Raw genomic sequence first — 15257 nt, forward strand, 5'->3', positions numbered from 1 at the left:
TAGGAGCGGCCTTGCGTCGCGAAAGGGCTGCGTAGCGGCCCCGGCGATTTTTGCGTAAACGCTGAAATCCTGGGGTCGCTACGCGACCCTTTCGCGACGCAAGGCCGCTCCTACAGTGGGAGTGGGCGCTGCTGCTGGTCAGCCCCGGGTCGGCGCCGGGACGATGCGGTTGAGGACGGTGCTGCCGTCCTTGCTGCGGGTCAGGTACACCGGCAGCACCTTGGGCAGGGTGTCGACCAGGCGTGGGACTTCGCGGGTGCTGTAGACACCGCTGATGCGGATACTGGCGGTGCTGTCGTCGGCCAGCAGGAGCGGCTTGTCCAGGTAGCGGTTTATCACTGGCAGCGCCTGGCCGAGGCTGAGGTTGTCCAGCACCAGCTTGCCGCTGCGCCAGGCCAGGCTGTTGGCGTAGTCGTCGCTCTGGTTCAGCTCGGGCTCGAAATCACCCTTGTGGTAACTGGCCTGCATGCCCGGGCCAAGGCGATAGCCGCCAGCGTTGCCGCCGGCGCTGACCAGCACCGAGCCTTCCACCAGTGTCACCTTGACCTGGTCTTCGTACTTCCACACGTTGAACTGGGTTCCGGTGACCCGGGTCTGGCCGTTGGCGGCGTGGACGATGAACGGGTGGTTGCTGTCGTGGGTGACCTTGAAGAACGCCTCGCCCTTGACCAGGGTGACCTTGCGCTCGTCCTTGTAGTTGAGAAAACGCAATTCGCTATGCAGGTTCAGCTCGACGCTGCTGCCGTCGCTCAGGCGCACCTGACGCAGGTGGTCGGTGGCTTCGAAGTGCTGGTAGCCGTTGGGCAGCCAACCTTGCTCCCAGCCGACCCAACCGGCCAAGGGCAGGGCGAGCAGGGCGATGGCCGCGGCCGAGGCGAACGGGCGCCAGTGGCGCGTCGGCGCCGCTTGCCGGGGTGGCAGCGGGATCACCTGCGCGCTGCGCGGCAGCAGGTCGGCGGTGTCCCAGATTTCCAGCATCGCCTGGTATTCCTCGGCGTGCCGCGGGTCGTTCGCCAACCATTGGCCGAACGCCTCGCGCTCACCCGCCGTGCAATCGTCGGCGTGCAGGCGCATGCACCAATGCGCGGCGGCATCGGTGATGGCATCTTCTTCGCTTGGAATGTGGCGGTCCTGGTTCATCGCGGCTCCCGGTTTTGCGGCATTCTACCCCCGGGCGGGTGCTTCCGAGAACGAGTTAATGGCGAATGACTATCAATTGTGCATTTTTTCGTCGTATCTGAGGTTGGGTTTCATCTGTGACGGGTGGTTGAACACAATATCCCAGCTTTATCGACGGCGGGTGATGAAGTGCTCCCAGGCGCATAGCTTGGCAGAGTTGATGGCGATGGTGATTGGCTATGGGCGGGGCTCTGATTCGGTACGCCAGTAGACAACTCGCGATTCAAGCTTGCCCACGATAGGTTTTTCATCGATAGCGCCGGCTTGGGCTGTGACCTGGAGACCAGATCGGGCACCACCCATGATGCTCGTGTTCAACCAAGGCCGCCCGAGGAGAGTGAAAAAACGGTATCGCGAAATGCGCGTGCGCCGCCGAAACTTTTTCAGCGGCGTGCTCATCCATGCGTATCAACGTGTCTTCAAATAATCTACTGAGTATAATGAACCGGAAATTTTATCTCCTTTAGCCCTGACGCCTACCCGCCCTTCCGGGGGATTTTTGCTGTCGATATTCATGACTGAAAACTCTCCTAGGGTATTCGCTGTGTTGTGATAAAAGCACCGGTTGGCTTCGTCCTGAGGTGTTCTTAAGCAAATTTCATACTTGGCGTCATAGTTAAAATAGAAGCCAAATATTTTAGCTGATCTGGCTTGTCGTCCAATACCGTTACAGGCTTGTTGGGTGGAGCCCAATGTCAGAATCATGACGCATAGTCGGTCCCCCTGTAAGTCAAGATCGGAATACAGTTCTATCCAGGAAAACCCAGGGCCGTATTCAAATTTTTCAATGCTAAACGGAAACTGTATGAATTTTACGAAGCCCCAACCGGAAGCGCTTGATGCATTATCAAGTAGAGGCCTGCCCATGCCCAGGCTACCCAAAAGGCAAAACTCTATGAAGCCATCTTTATCCAATGCGCACAGGCTTGAGTAATCTGAAGCGCTGCTGAACTGGATCCTTTTCGGTACTGTCCCGCTAGGTAGCCGGCAGGCATTGACTGTTCCGTAATTGCTGAGGGTGCCCTCGCACTCGGGGCCCTGAAAAACAGCGGTGTCTAGCGTGTAATTAAGCGGGACGTTCGACATCGAATTAGCCTGGTTTCCAGCCATGGCACCAATTGAATGAAGTGTTGTCAAGCAACTTGCCAAGGTGAGGGCGCAAAGCTGTGATCGAATGTTCATGGCTGTACTCCAGTTGAGTGGGTGTTCTACAGCTGCGTCGTAAATGGGTGTTCAGTAAAAACTCATACTGTATGGGCGCTTTCAAGGATAGAGAGCTTCAATGGCTGTCCGTCGTTCGTTAAAACACTGCGCGACGTTATAGCGCTCTACCGTGCCTAGTGGTCCACCTTGCCACTCCTTGCGAGGATTCGATTAATAGTTCAATCTCGTGCAGGTTCTGCAGTCGTTATAGTTCGCCATAATGGTCATTGCGTTACCAACGGGAAGCAGATAGCCGTGCTGGTAGGGTGGGATGAATAAATCGGGCTTGTCCGGTTCCAAGTAATGTTGAGCCCCTATGATATGGCACCAGTCGGTGCCCCATATCCAGATAGTCGCCAAGCACGTTCCAGGTAGAAAGCCCAGTTTCCTTGCGCGTCTCACCGAGATAGCTTGCTCCGAAGACTGATGGGTCTCTGATGGCAGTGAGTACCAGATCAGCACGCAAGCGCTCACGCGCTTCTTGCATCTGTGCATACACATCGCTGCCACTCATGCGAATCAAGTTCAAGACAGCGTTGGGCGTCAGGTTTTTTCACTGGCAATGCTTTCAATATATCCAGCGAACTCATACTGGATATACACGCCACTGTCTTACAATTGTCGATTGGCAAAAATCAGATGGTCTTCCATGATATCGGACAGGGTTGGATAGTCTGCCGGCCACCGGGAGAAACCCTCACGGGCCTGGACAGTACTCATCATCATGACCCGGATGGTACTGACTGCCGTCGGTTGTGCCGCTGGTCGCCGTGCGGCAAGCTGCTTGGGGGCGGTGGATCCGGGGCTTCTACCTGGACACAGGTTTGGCTCAGCGTGCGTTTCGAGGGATCGACCTTGATCAGCACTTGCTGCCCAGCTCCCAGGTAATCGAGCCGATTCAGATAGGGTGCGAGGTTCAGTTTGCGCCGCAGGTCGAGCCAGGCTTGGCGGTCCATTGCCCGACTGTGTTCGAGCAGCGCTGGCGACACTGTGGATATCGGCGCGGGAACCTGTTCGGTGGTGGAGCAGGCCAAAAGAAGGGTGAGTAACGCAACAGAGATCACCCCGTTTCTCAGTAACGAATCCATGCGAATGCTCCCTTGCCCGATGACTTAATTAGAGGTGCGGGCAAGGGGAGGCAACAACTGGCAAAAATATCAGGTATGAGCAAAGACAATCCTGAGAAGCCGTAAGCATCTGGGGAATGGGGAGCAAACGTTCGCTATCGGGAGTGCAGGCTTACCCTTGATGGTGTCTGTTTCGGTAACCGCGCCGCCCTTGCGGCACCGGCCCGCCCCAGCACGGGAGCGGGCTTGGCCTGTCCTCAGACCGTACGCAATCGTGCCTTTTCCACCTGTTGCATCTCCACCCCGTCGAGCAACGCCTCGACCACCGCCTTGGCCGCATCCAGCCCGTGATCGTTGCCCAGCAGCAGGTCGTGGCAGGTGCCGGTCGCCAGCTCCATGGCCTTGAGGTTGGTGGCGAACGCGCCCTTGAGCAGGGTGGACAGGTGCACCAGCGCATCTTCGAAGTCCACGCCTTCACGCACGGCGAACAGGGAAGGGTGGCTGCATTCGCAGTTGCCGAAGCTGGAGTGCGCCGTGGTGGCGCGGGACGGAGGATCAGGTAAGCCTTTTGTCATTGTGTCGCTCCTTGATTCAATGGAGCCGCCACAGTTCGCTACCAAACGAATGGTGACGGCTGGACGCAGGTTGGTAGACCGGGAATCAAGGAAACCGGCGCGCACGGGGGCGCCCTGCGCACAGCCGCCATTGAACGAAACAGCGGACACAAAAAAGCGCCGACTGAATCGCTGAGCGGGCGCTTGTGCGCCTTGATTGATCGCGGGCTACCAAACCCGGCTGCTGGACTTACAGCAACGCGCCAAGGTTACCGGGCTCGGATAACCGTTTCAAGGTGCGTTCATGTACGGATACACTTCGTGCACTTCAACCCACACAAGGATGTGCATGATGCCCGAACCCTCCAACCTGCTCGCCTTCGCCCTGATCAGCCTGGGCATGGTGCTGACCCCCGGCCCCAACATGATCTACCTGATCTCCCGCTCCATCTGCCAGGGGCGCGGCGCCGGGTTGATCTCGCTGGCGGGCGTGGCGCTGGGCTTCGTCTTCTACATGCTCTGCGCCGCACTGGGCATCACCGCGCTGGTCATGGCCGTACCGTTTGCCTACGACGCCCTGCGTATCGGCGGCGCGTTGTACCTGCTGTACCTGGCCTGGCAGGCGCTGCGCCCAGGCGGACGCTCGCCGTTCCAGGTCCGCGACCTGCCGGCCGACAGCCCGCGGCGGCTGTTCATGATGGGGTTTCTGACCAACCTGCTGAACCCGAAGATCGCGGTCATGTACCTGTCGCTGATGCCGCAGTTCATCGAGCCCGGCCACGGCAGCGTGCTGGCACAGTCGCTGGTGCTGGGCAGCACGCAGATCGCCATCAGCGTCACGGTCAACGCGCTGATCGCGGTGATGGCCGGTTCCATCGCCGTGTTCCTGGCCGGCAGGCCGGTGTGGCAGCAGGTCCAGCGCTGGCTGATGGGCACGGTGCTGGCGGCGCTGGCGCTGCGCATGCTGGCCGAAGGGCGCCGCTGATCGTCGGCGTCGATCCGATGGAACGTTTTGCCACCGGGCGATTTCTTACCCTCAGAGGAATGAAAACGTGCCCGGGAAAGCCGAGACATGAAAGCGCGCCAGGAGAGCAAGACGGTCAACCTGAAAGCACTGCCGAGCTTCCTGGGCGGCGGTGGCGAAGTCAGCTGTTTGCTGCAGGCGATGGACTGGCGACAATCCCCGCTCGGGGCGCCGGACGGCTGGTCGCCGGTGCTGCAGTCGGTGGTGGCCATGCTGCTGCCGGCGCAGGCGCAGATTGTGCTGTTCTGGGGGCCGCAGTACATCGCGTTGTACAACGATGCCTACTGGCCGACCATCGGCAGCAAGCACCCCGCGGCCCTGGGCCGGCCCGGACAGGAGCACTGGAGCGAGTTGTGGAACGACCTCGAGCCGCTGCTGCGCGGGGTGCGTGAAACCGGGGTGACCTTCTCGGCCCGGGACCGACCGTTCTATATCGAACGGCATGGTCCGGGCGAAACCGCCTATTTCGATGTCTCCTATTCCGCCGTGCGCGAGGCCGACGGTGGGGTGGGAGGCGTGCTGTGCATCGTCACCGACACCACCGAGCGGGTGCGTTTCCAGCAACGCCAGGCGTTTCTCCAGGAGCTGCGCCAGGCCTTGCCCGGCCTGGGCGAGGCAGAGCGCATCGAGGCTCACGCGGTGCGCCGCCTGGGTGAGGAGCTGGGTGCGGCGCGGGTCTGCTTCGGCGAGGACCTGGGTGATGGCCGGCGCTATCGGGTCGGCCAGGAATGGGCCGCCGAGGTGCCGTCGATGGTCGGCTTCAACCAGTACTCGGCCCTGGACCCGGCATTGCGCGAGGCGTTGCTGGCCGGCCAGGCGGTGCAGCGCAACTATGAGGCAAGCAAGGGTGCGCCGGCCCGCTTCAAGGGCCTGTGCGCGACGCTGCACGTTCCGGTGCTGCGCGCCGAGCACCTGGAGGCGATGCTCGCGGTGCATTTCCATACCCCCCATGCCTGGGCCGAAAGCGAATGCCTGCTGGTCGAGGAAGCCGCCCGACAAGTCTGGGCGGCGGTCACCCATGCTCGCGCCGAGCGTGCCTTGCATGTACTCAACGAAAACCTGGAAGAGCGGGTAGCCAACATGCTTGCCCAGCGCGAGGCTTCGCTGGTGCAACTGCACGAAGCGCGCAAGATGGAGATGATCGGCCAGCTTACCGGCGGCATCGCCCATGACCTCAACAACATGCTGACGCCGATCATCGCCTCCCTGGAGCTGCTGCGCCTCCATCCCCAGCCGGAGCGCGCCGAACGCCTGATCGATGGCGGCCTGCAAGCGGCCGAGCGGGCGCGCAACCTGGTCGGCCGCCTGCTCAGTTTCGCCCGGCGCCAGACCCTCAAGCCCACCACGGTGTCGCTGGCGGTGCTGGTGGGCGAGATGCGCGAACTGATCGTCCGCTCGCTGGGGCCCACCATTGCCATCGAGGTCAGTGTCGAGGCGGCGTTGCCTGGGGTGCTGGTGGATCCGCATCAGTTGGAACTGGCGTTGCTCAACCTGGTGGTCAATGCCCGCGATGCCATGGGCGAGGGCGGGAAACTGACCATTCGCGCAGGTCTCGACGGCGATGGCGCGCCCCGACCGCCTGGTTTGCAGGCAGTGCCGCAAGTGTGGCTGCGGGTTGCCGACAACGGCTGCGGCATGAACGAAGACGTGCTGGCGCATTGCATCGAGCCGTTTTACTCGACCAAGGGCGTGGGCCGCGGTACCGGGCTGGGCCTGCCGATGGTGCAGGGCCTGGCGTTGCAGTCCGGCGGTGGTTTCGGTATTCGCTCGCGGGTGGGCGAAGGCACCGAGGCGACCTTGTGGTTGCCGGCAAGCGAACATGAGGTGGTTGAAGAAACGGTGAAAAGCGTCGAGATACCTAGGGCGCAGCGGATGACCCGCGTGCTCTTGGTGGATGACGAGCCGCTGGTGCGCCAGGCCACGCTTCTGCAACTGCGCGCCCTGGGCTACGAGGTGACCGAGGCCGAAGGGCCGGCCCAGGCACTGGCGTTGCTGGACAAGGGCCTGCTGCCCGATGTGCTGATGACCGACCATGTCATGGCCGAGACCACCGGCGTGCGCTTCGCCCAGCAGGTACGCGAGCGGCTGGCGCAGCTGCCGGTACTGATCATCACCGGCTACGCCAACCTCACGCCCCGTGAGCTGCATGGCTTCGAAGTGCTGCGCAAGCCGTTTCGCCAGGACGAGCTGGGGCAGAGCCTGGCGCGGTTGCTCAAGTCCTAGCCAATACCCCAGCGAGCATCTGGCACACCTGCTCGGCGGAGTAGGGCTTGGCCAGGAAGGCAAAGCCCTGGTGGCCACCCTCGGCGATCGCCTCGCTGTAGCCGGAGGTGAGGATCACCGGCAGTTGCGGCTGGCTGCGACGCAACTCCCTGGCCAGGGCCAGGCCGCCCATGCCCGGCATCACCACGTCGGAGAACACCGCGTCGAATCCGCCCCTGGCCGCCGCGAGCTGGGCCAGGGCGTCCTCGGCCGAGGTCGCCCAGCTGATCTGGTAGCCATGGTCGCGCAGGATCTGCGCGGTGAAGCTGCCGACATCCGGGTTGTCCTCCACCACCAGAATGCGCTTGCGCTCGCCCTGTGGTGTGGGCTGCGCGACCACGCCGGGCACCTCGGCGGCGGGCTGGGCCACCTGGGGCAGGTACAGGGTGAAGGTGGTGCCCTGGCCCTCGACGCTGAGCACCTGTACATCGCCACCGGACTGCTTGACGAAGCCGAACACCTGCGACAGGCCCAGCCCGGTGCCCTGACCGGAGGCCTTGGTGGTGAAGAACGGGTCGAAGATGCGTTCCAGCAGGTGCGGGGCGATACCGGCACCGCAGTCGATCACCGAGATTGCCGCGAAGGGGCCGTCCTGCGCCGGCTGGCCTCGAAGCGCTGGCAAGCACTGGTCACCTTCGAGGCGCAGGCGCAAGGTGCCGGCGCCGGCCATGGCGTCGCGGGCATTTATCATCAGGTTGATCACCGCGGTTTCCAGTTGGCCGAGGTCGGCGTGCACATGGCAGGGGGTGTCGGGCAATTCCAGGCTGACCTGGATGCGCGCGCCGGTGGCGGTGTCGAGCATCTCGGCCATGGCCTGGAGCCGTGGGCCGGCTTCGAACACCTGCGGGCTGAGGGCCTGGCGGCGGGCGAAGGCGAGCAGCTGTCCGGTGAGCTTGGCGCCGCGATCGACGGTGTCGGACACGGTCCTGAAGTAGCGGCTGCGGCGGGTTTCGTCGAGGTCCGGGCGCTGCAGGAAGTGGATCGATGAGCGAATGATGGTCAGCAGGTTGTTGAAGTCGTGGGCCACGCCGCCGGTCAGCTGGCCGATGGCCTCGAGTTTCTGGGTCTGGCGCAGCACGGCCTCGGTGTGCAGCAACTGGTCGGTACGCTCTTCCACGCGTTGCTCGAGGGTGGCGTTGAGTGCTTCGAGGGCGGTCAGCGCCTCGCGCACCTCGGCACTGGCCTGGACCCGCTGGATATGGGCCCAGCAGCGCTCCGTCACTTCATTGAGCAGGGTCTGCTCGTAGCGGGTCCAGGTCCTGGGCAGCTTGTCGTGGATGGCCATTAGCGCGGTCAAGCGGCCTTCCTTGATCAACGGCATGCAGATGGTCGCGGTGATGCCGATGGCCTGGAAGGTCGCTGACGCATGGGCCGGCAACTGCGTGAGGTTGTCGTCGATCACCAGCGCCAGGCCGGCGCGCAGGCGACTGACGGCCAGCTCGCCGAAGTCACCCAGGCGGTATTGGCCGAGCAGGCGCGGCGAGCCTGGCGCGACCCAGTCGCCGCAGATGGTGAAACCGTCCTCGTCGGGGTCCATGACCGCATAAGCGCAGCTCGACAGGCGCAGGTGCTCGCCCAGCAGGCGCGTAGTGGTGGCCATGATCCGTTCCGGATCGGTGGCGTTGGCCGTTGCCCGGCTCAGGCTGTCGAGAAAGTTCAGGCGCTGGTTGGCGACCACGCTGGCGGTGGTCTCGGTGACCGTGTCGATCATGCCGACCACCTGGCCGTCGTGGTCGCGGATGGGGCTGTAGCAGAAGGTGAAGTAGGCGCGCTCGGGGCTGCCGTGACGCTCGATCATCAGCGGGAAGTCCTCGATGTACACCGCTTCGCCATCGAGCGCGCGCTGGGCCAGGTGGCGGATATCGCTCCAGGCTTCCTGCCAGACCGCGCTGAAGGGCCGGCCCAGGGCTGAAGGTTTGTTGCCGAGGATCTCGCTGAAAGCGTCGTTGTGCAGGGTGATCAGCGCGTCGCCCCACAGCACGGCCTGGGGGAAGCGCGAGGCCAGGCAGAGGGCGACCGTGGTCTTGAGCACGTCGGGCCAGGTGGTTAGGGGGCCCAGCGCGGTCGACGACCAGTCGTGGTTGCGGATGCGGTCGGCCATGAGGCCGCCGCCGTCGAGCCATTTCGCCATGAGCTGTGCGGGTCCTTGTGCGTAAGAGCATCAGGGTGCACCGAGACGCGGCGCTTGGCGAGGGGTTTTGTGCGGGCCGTGTTGGCCCGCTTCCACGGATGTCGGCGTTCCATTGTGGGAGCGGCGGTGCGCCGATGCGACTTGACCCGCGATGTTTCAGACCTTGAACTGCGCGACCAGCCCATTCAGCTCCAGTGCCAGCTGGGACAGGTCCTGGGCGGAGGCGCTGGTCTGGTTGGCCCCGGTCGTGGTCTGCTGCGCCAGGTCACGTATGTTCTCCAGGTTACGGTCCACCTCGCGCGCCACCTGGGCCTGTTGCTCGGTGGCACTGGCGATCACCAGGTTGCGCTGGTTGATCGAGGCGATGGTCCGGGCAATCAGTTCCAGGGCCTGGCCGGCTGCTTGCGCCACCTCCAGGGTACCCGTGGCGCGGCCCTGGCTGCTGTGCATGGCGCTGACCGCGCGTTCGGTGCCGCTCTGGATTCCCCCGATCATCTGCTCGATCTCCGCGGTGGACTGCTGGGTACGGTGAGCCAGGGCGCGCACCTCGTCGGCGACCACGGCGAAGCCACGACCAGCCTCACCGGCGCGTGCAGCCTCGATGGCGGCGTTGAGGGCCAGCAGGTTGGTCTGCCCAGCGATTGAGCCGATCACATCCAGCACCCGGGTGATGTCGTTGGCGCTGTTGGCCAGGCGCTCGATTTCTTCCGCGGTGCCGGTGACGTCCTCGACCAGATGCTGGATCGAGGCCAGCGCCTGGTTGACCTGGTCGCGGCCTTCGCGGGTGGTCTGGTCCGCGCCTTGGGAGGCCTCGGCGGTACTTACGGCGTTGCTTGCCACTTCCTCGACGGCGCTGGTCATCTGATTAACCGCGGTGGCGGCCTGATCGATCTCGCTGCTTTGCTGCTGCAGGCCACGGCTGGTGTCTTCGGTGACGCTGTGCAGCTCCTCGGAGGCGGAGGTCAGGCGGTCGGAGGACGCGGCGATCCTGCCGATGGTGTCGCGCAAGCTCTGCTGCATGCGGCGCAGGGCATGCAGCAGCAATGCCGGCTCGTCCTGGCCGACTACCGCGATCTCACGGGTCAGGTCGCCGGTGGCGACGCGCTCGGCCACCGTGACGGCCTCGGCCAGTGGGGTAACGATGCTGCGGGTGAACAGGAACGCAATGACGACCAGTACCAGGACGATCAGCACCAGCGAAACGATGATCACGCGAAAGGCCTCGCTACCGACTTCGCTGCTGCGCTGCGAGGCGGCTTGCGCCCCCTTGTAGTTGAAGGCGACCATTGTCGCCATCGCCTCCATCATCTGGTCGGCGCGCTGGATCAGCGGGCCGCTGATCTGTCGCCTGGCCTCTGTCATGCGACCCTCGTTGATATTGCCGAGCACCTGCTGCTGCAGGTCGGTGTACTGCTTGCGCGCCGCGATGAAGGCGTTGAACAGGCTGCGGTCCTCAGCCCCGTCGATGGTCGACTCGTAAGCCCTCAGGCTTTGCTGCAGCGCTGCGTCGATGCGGTTGAGCAAGTCGCTGCTGGCGCCCTCGTTATTACTGTCCTCCAGGGCGGTGCGCAGGGTGGCCGCGCGCTCCTGGGCGAGGCTGGCGCCGACCTCGTTGAGCGCGATCACGGCCGGTAGCCAGTTGACGCGGATCTCGCCGGTGGCGTTTTCCATCTGTTGCGTTTCGTACAGCGCGACGCCGCCCATGGACAGGACGAGCACAGCCAGCAGGGTGAACAGGCAGCCAGCCCGTTTGCCGATCTTCAGGTTTCTAAGCAGCATGGATGTTCCTTGATGTAAGAGAAATGCCTACATCAGGAGCATGGTGGGACGATGGAGGTGGGAGTAGTCGCCAGGTATCACAAGGTGCTGCGGTTTTTTCCTATTCGTCATTTACGTGAAGCGTGATGCGAAACTCGTGGGGGCACGGACTGGCCCCCACGATGTCGTTCCGGACGGCTCAGACCTTGAACTGCGCCACCATCCCGTTCAGTTCCACCGCCAGGCGCGACAGGTCCTGGGCCGCCGCGCTGGTCTGGTTGGCGCCGGCCGAGGTCTGCATCGCCAGGTTACGGATGTTCACCAGGTTGCGGTCCACCTCCCGGGCCACCTGGGCCTGCTGCTCGGAGGCGGTGGCGATCACCAGGTTGCGCTGGTTGATGGTGGCGATCGCCTCGGCGATCAGTTCCAGGGCCTGGCCGGCCGACTGCGCCACGGCCAGGGTGCCGCTAGCGCGGCCCTGGCTGTTGTGCATGGCGCTGACCGCGCGCTCGGTGCCGGTCTGGATGCCGCCGATCATCTGCTCGATTTCGGCGGTGGACTGCTGGGTACGGTGGGCCAGGGCGCGCACCTCGTCGGCGACCACGGCGAAGCCGCGGCCGGCCTCACCGGCGCGGGCGGCCTCGATGGCGGCGTTGAGGGCCAGGAGGTTGGTCTGCCCGGCGATCGAGCCGATCACGTCCAAGACCTGGCTGATCTCGTTGGCGTGGCTGGCCAACTGCTCGATCTCCCCGGAGGTGCCGGTCACGTCATCGACTAGGTGCTGGATAGAGGCCAGCGCCTGGTTGACCTGGTCGCGACCGTCGCGGGTAGTGCGGTCGGCGCCCTGGGAGGCATCGGCGGTGCTCACGGCATTGTTGGCCACTTCTTCGACGGCGGCGGTCATCTGGTTGACCGCCGTGGCGGCCTGGTCGATCTCGGCGCTCTGCTGGTGCAGGCCGCGGCTGGTGTCCTCGGTGACGGTGTGCAGCTCCTCGGAGGCCGAGGCCAGCTGGTCGGAAGACGCGGCAATCCTGCGCAGGGTGTCGCGCAGGCTGTGCTGCATGCGGCTCAGGGCGGCCAGTAGCAAGGCCGGTTCGTCGCGGCCGAGCACGACGATCTCGCGGGTCAGGTCGCCGGTGGCGACCCGCTCGGCCACGGCAACGGCGTCGGCCAGGGGCACGACGATACTGCGGGTGAGGAGGGTGGCGATGCCGATCAACGCCAGGGTGATCACGGCGATGGCGGCGATGATCAGCCTGAAGGCTTCGTCGGACGCCGCGCTGCTGCGCAGCGATGCCTGCTCGGCGCCCTTGGTGTTGTAGTCGATCAGCGCGGCCAGGGCTTTCATCATGCTGTCGGCGTACTCGGCCAGCGGGCCGTTGACCAGGCGGCGGGCCTCGTCCAGCCGATCGTTGCCGGCAGCGGCGCGAATGGCTTGTTGCAGGCCGTGATAGCGTTCGCTCAGGCCCATGAAGGTGTCGAATAGCGCGCGGTCGTCCGCGGCGATGATGGTGCGCTCGTAGGCCTTGAGGTCGCCTTCGAGCTGCTGGTTGACCTGGACGATCTTGTCCAGGGTGGCGTGGCGGGCGCTGCTGCTGTCCTCCAGGACACTGCGCAGGGTCAGGGCGCGGGCCCGGCCCAGGTTGCTGCTGACTTCACCCAGGGCGAGCACGGCGGGCATCCAGGTGACGCGGATCTCGTCGCTGGCGCTGTCCATTCGGCGGGTCTCGTAGAGGGCGACCAGACCCAGGGCCAGGACCAGGATCCCGAGCAGGGTGAACATGCCCGCTGCCCGAATACCGATCTTCATGTTCCGTAACTGCATGCGACGCTCCTTGACGGTGGCTGGCAGGCGTCAAGAGCGCGGACTGACCGGGCTCGGCTGGAAAGGCTCTCGATGCACTGCGAAAGGGGTTATATCCTCACGGTTCATGTTGTTTTTTCTGAATGATGACATAACGCCACTATTATTGACCAGTCGTTCAATCTAATGACGCATGCAAACAGGCCCGTCACTTCCGGGACGGGCCTGTTGTTTTCGTTCACTCGACGATCGGAATCAGCGGGTCGGCCGCTGCCAGTGCCTGGGCGCGGTCGGCGGCCGGCGGGTAGATCCACACCGAGTTGATCTGGCGCTTGAGGTCCTTGCCTTCCTGGCCCTGCAGCTTCAGTTCGCGGGTCCAGCCTTCGCTGTATGCCGCCCCCCAGTCGCCCAGGTCCAGGCAGGTGACGTACTTGGGCTGGCGGTACGCTATCGGCGCCTGCCCCAGCAGGTCGGCCATGGCGTTGTTGCCGCTGTGACGGCCCATGGGGATGGCGTGCTGGCATGTCATCAGGGCATGGTTGCCCAGCTCGTCCACCGCAGCCCAGGCCACGTCGCCGGTGGCGTAGATGTGCGCCTGGCCGATCACCTTGAGGTGGTCGTCGACCCGCAGGCGACCGAAACCGTCACGCTCGCCGGCGACCTGCGCGGTCAGCGGGCTGGCCTTGACGCCGGCAGTCCAGATCACGGTCTTGCTGGCGATGTACTCGCCGTTGTCCAGGGTCACGCCACCGGCATCCACCGCCACCACCGAGGTGCCGGTCAGCCATTCGACGCCCGCCAGCTCGCTGGCGGCGACGATGGCCGGGGTGATCCCGGCGCCGAGGGCGGTACCGACACTGGCGCCACGGTCGATCAGCACCACGCGGGCATGGCCTTCACCGAGGATGGCGCGCAGGCGCGGCGGCATTTCGGTGGCGGTCTCGATGCCGGTGAAGCCGCCGCCGCAGACCACCACGGTGTTGCGCGCCGGCGAGGCGGGCAGGCTGGCCAGGCCGTGCAGGTGCTGTTCAAGGCGCACGGCCGACTCCATCTGGTCGACATCGAAGCTGTGCTCGGCCAGGCCCGGCACGGCGGGGCGCGCTACCTGGCTGCCGGCGGCGAGGATCAGGCGGTCGTAGGCGAGCTGCCGCGGTTGGCCATCGGCATCGCGGTAGCCGACCTGGCGGGCAGCGCTGTCGATGCTGTCGGCGGTGCCAGGGATGAACTCCACGCCCACCACGTCGAACAGGGCCTCCAGCGGTGCCTGCAGCGTGTGGACGTCGGCCTCGTAGAAGCGTGGACGGATGCGCAGTTGCGGCTGCGGGGCCAGCACGCTGATGCGCACGTCGCCGCGCTGGGCCTGGTCGAGCAGGCGGGCGGCGCTCAGGGCGCTCCAGACACCGGCAAAGCCGGCACCGATGATCAGGATACGAGAGGTCATGTGGGTGCTCCGCAAGGATAGGGAAAAGGTCTTCGATGAGGCGTTCACTGCCTGTCGAATAACTACGACTGTATTGGTCGTAGTTTAGATCGGCAAGCGTTTTTTTTCGGAGCGTGCTTTCGCAAGCGCTGGTGCATCGGCTGCAACCATTGTGTTTATTGGCTTATGCGGGGATGCTGATGTGTTTGTGCGGCGACGGACGGTGACGACTGGCTTTGCCCGCCACCGATTAAGGGCGTACTATTTGCGACAGATCTAGTCGGAGATTGATATGTCCCTTTACAGCGCCGGTGTCGAATACGGCATCCACTGCCTGCTGTTCCTGGTGGACGAGCGCGGCGACAGTCGCGAGTCCAGCGTGCGCGACCTGGCCGAGTTGCAGGGCGTGCCCCAGGAATACCTGGCCAAGGTCTTCACCAAGCTGGCCCGCGCCGGGCTGGTGGCGGCGACCGAAGGCGTGCGCGGTGGGTTCCGCCTGGCGCGGCCTTCCGACGAGATCACCGTGCTGGATATCGTCACGGCCATCGACGGGCCGAAGAAGCTCTTCGATTGCCGGGAGATCCGCGAGCGTTGCGCGGTGTTCGAGGGCGCGGCGCCGGCCTGGGCCACCGAAGGCACCTGCGCGATCCATGCGGTGATGCTGGGGGCGCAGAAGCGCATGGAGGAGGCGCTGGCCCAGCAGACCATTCTCGACCTGGCACGGCGCTTCGGGCGCAAGGCGCCGGCCGAGTTCGGACAGAAGGTCAATGACTGGATGAGCGAGCGGCGCGACGGCAAGGGCGTGGGTGGGGATATTCCGCTGCAGGCCGTCTGACGAGCCGGTCCTGGCTGGCT

General features: G+C 64.4%; 11 protein-coding genes. 3 read left to right on the plus strand and 8 right to left on the minus strand.

Going from position 1 to position 15257, the window contains the following annotated elements; all coding sequences use genetic code 11:
* Nucleotides 1–138: 138 nt before the first annotated feature.
* The 4 genes from V0R62_RS15340 to V0R62_RS15355 form a co-directional block, all read right to left on the minus strand.
* Nucleotides 139–1140, minus strand: coding sequence for a FecR family protein (locus V0R62_RS15340; protein ID WP_330104349.1), 1002 nt, complete (start codon nucleotides 1138–1140; stop codon nucleotides 139–141).
* 447 nt (nucleotides 1141–1587) lie between these two features.
* On the minus strand, nucleotides 1588–2361 hold the full coding sequence (locus V0R62_RS15345) for a hypothetical protein (RefSeq protein WP_330104350.1): 774 nt from the start codon (nucleotides 2359–2361) through the stop codon (nucleotides 1588–1590).
* Between the two features lie 743 nt (nucleotides 2362–3104).
* Nucleotides 3105–3470 (minus strand): hypothetical protein, encoded by a 366-nt coding sequence (locus V0R62_RS15350; RefSeq protein WP_330104351.1) that lies wholly within the window; start codon nucleotides 3468–3470, stop codon nucleotides 3105–3107.
* 236 nt (nucleotides 3471–3706) lie between these two features.
* A complete protein-coding gene (locus V0R62_RS15355; RefSeq protein WP_028689390.1) occupies nucleotides 3707–3940 on the minus strand; it encodes a hypothetical protein in 234 nt (77 codons plus the stop codon).
* A gap of 415 nt (nucleotides 3941–4355) precedes the next feature.
* On the opposite strand from V0R62_RS15355, the gene V0R62_RS15360 reads away from it, so the two are divergent.
* Both V0R62_RS15360 and V0R62_RS15365 read left to right on the plus strand, forming a co-directional pair.
* On the plus strand, nucleotides 4356–4988 hold the full coding sequence (locus V0R62_RS15360) for a LysE family translocator (protein WP_280080010.1): 633 nt from the start codon (nucleotides 4356–4358) through the stop codon (nucleotides 4986–4988).
* Between the two features lie 87 nt (nucleotides 4989–5075).
* A complete protein-coding gene (locus V0R62_RS15365) occupies nucleotides 5076–7250 on the plus strand; it encodes an ATP-binding protein (RefSeq protein WP_330104352.1) in 2175 nt (724 codons plus the stop codon).
* Here the strand turns inward: V0R62_RS15365 and V0R62_RS15370 are convergent.
* The 4 genes from V0R62_RS15370 to V0R62_RS15385 all read right to left on the minus strand — a co-directional run bounded on the left by V0R62_RS15370 (nucleotide 7240) and on the right by V0R62_RS15385 (nucleotide 14423).
* Nucleotides 7240–9420, minus strand: a complete 2181-nt coding sequence (locus V0R62_RS15370) for a response regulator (protein ID WP_330104353.1) — start codon at nucleotides 9418–9420, stop codon at nucleotides 7240–7242. The two genes, V0R62_RS15365 and V0R62_RS15370, sit on opposite strands and share 11 nt — an antisense overlap.
* 156 nt (nucleotides 9421–9576) lie before the next feature.
* Nucleotides 9577–11199: a methyl-accepting chemotaxis protein gene (locus V0R62_RS15375; RefSeq protein WP_330104354.1), complete on the minus strand. Its 1623-nt coding sequence runs from the start codon at nucleotides 11197–11199 to the stop codon at nucleotides 9577–9579.
* Between the two features lie 178 nt (nucleotides 11200–11377).
* The gene (locus V0R62_RS15380) at nucleotides 11378–13003 is read right to left on the minus strand and encodes a methyl-accepting chemotaxis protein (protein WP_330104355.1); all 1626 of its coding nucleotides are present in this window, start codon (nucleotides 13001–13003) and stop codon (nucleotides 11378–11380) included.
* Between the two features lie 217 nt (nucleotides 13004–13220).
* Nucleotides 13221–14423, minus strand: a complete 1203-nt coding sequence (locus tag V0R62_RS15385; protein WP_330104356.1) for an NAD(P)/FAD-dependent oxidoreductase — start codon at nucleotides 14421–14423, stop codon at nucleotides 13221–13223.
* 271 nt (nucleotides 14424–14694) lie between these two features.
* Between V0R62_RS15385 and V0R62_RS15390 the strand changes: the two genes are divergently transcribed.
* Nucleotides 14695–15237 (plus strand): RrF2 family transcriptional regulator, encoded by a 543-nt coding sequence (locus tag V0R62_RS15390; protein WP_330104357.1) that lies wholly within the window; start codon nucleotides 14695–14697, stop codon nucleotides 15235–15237.
* Nucleotides 15238–15257: the final 20 nt, after the last annotated feature.

This window comes from Pseudomonas carassii, from assembly GCF_036324045.1.
GTDB lineage: Bacteria > Pseudomonadota > Gammaproteobacteria > Pseudomonadales > Pseudomonadaceae > Aquipseudomonas > Aquipseudomonas peradeniyensis.

What these genes read in the sequence shown, in the direction of transcription:
- V0R62_RS15370 (WP_330104353.1), bottom strand. Translation starts at nt 9,420, where the DNA reads ATGGCGAAATGGCTCGACGGCGGCGGCCTCATGGCCGACCGCATCCGC.
- V0R62_RS15385 (WP_330104356.1), bottom strand. Translation starts at nt 14,423, where the DNA reads ATGACCTCTCGTATCCTGATCATCGGTGCCGGCTTTGCCGGTGTCTGG.
- V0R62_RS15345 (WP_330104350.1), bottom strand. Translation starts at nt 2,361, where the DNA reads ATGAACATTCGATCACAGCTTTGCGCCCTCACCTTGGCAAGTTGCTTG.
- V0R62_RS15340 (WP_330104349.1), bottom strand. Translation starts at nt 1,140, where the DNA reads ATGAACCAGGACCGCCACATTCCAAGCGAAGAAGATGCCATCACCGAT.
- V0R62_RS15380 (WP_330104355.1), bottom strand. Translation starts at nt 13,003, where the DNA reads ATGCAGTTACGGAACATGAAGATCGGTATTCGGGCAGCGGGCATGTTC.
- V0R62_RS15375 (WP_330104354.1), bottom strand. Translation starts at nt 11,199, where the DNA reads ATGCTGCTTAGAAACCTGAAGATCGGCAAACGGGCTGGCTGCCTGTTC.
- V0R62_RS15360 (WP_280080010.1), top strand. Translation starts at nt 4,356, where the DNA reads ATGCCCGAACCCTCCAACCTGCTCGCCTTCGCCCTGATCAGCCTGGGC.
- V0R62_RS15350 (WP_330104351.1), bottom strand. Translation starts at nt 3,470, where the DNA reads ATGGATTCGTTACTGAGAAACGGGGTGATCTCTGTTGCGTTACTCACC.
- V0R62_RS15390 (WP_330104357.1), top strand. Translation starts at nt 14,695, where the DNA reads ATGTCCCTTTACAGCGCCGGTGTCGAATACGGCATCCACTGCCTGCTG.
- V0R62_RS15365 (WP_330104352.1), top strand. Translation starts at nt 5,076, where the DNA reads ATGAAAGCGCGCCAGGAGAGCAAGACGGTCAACCTGAAAGCACTGCCG.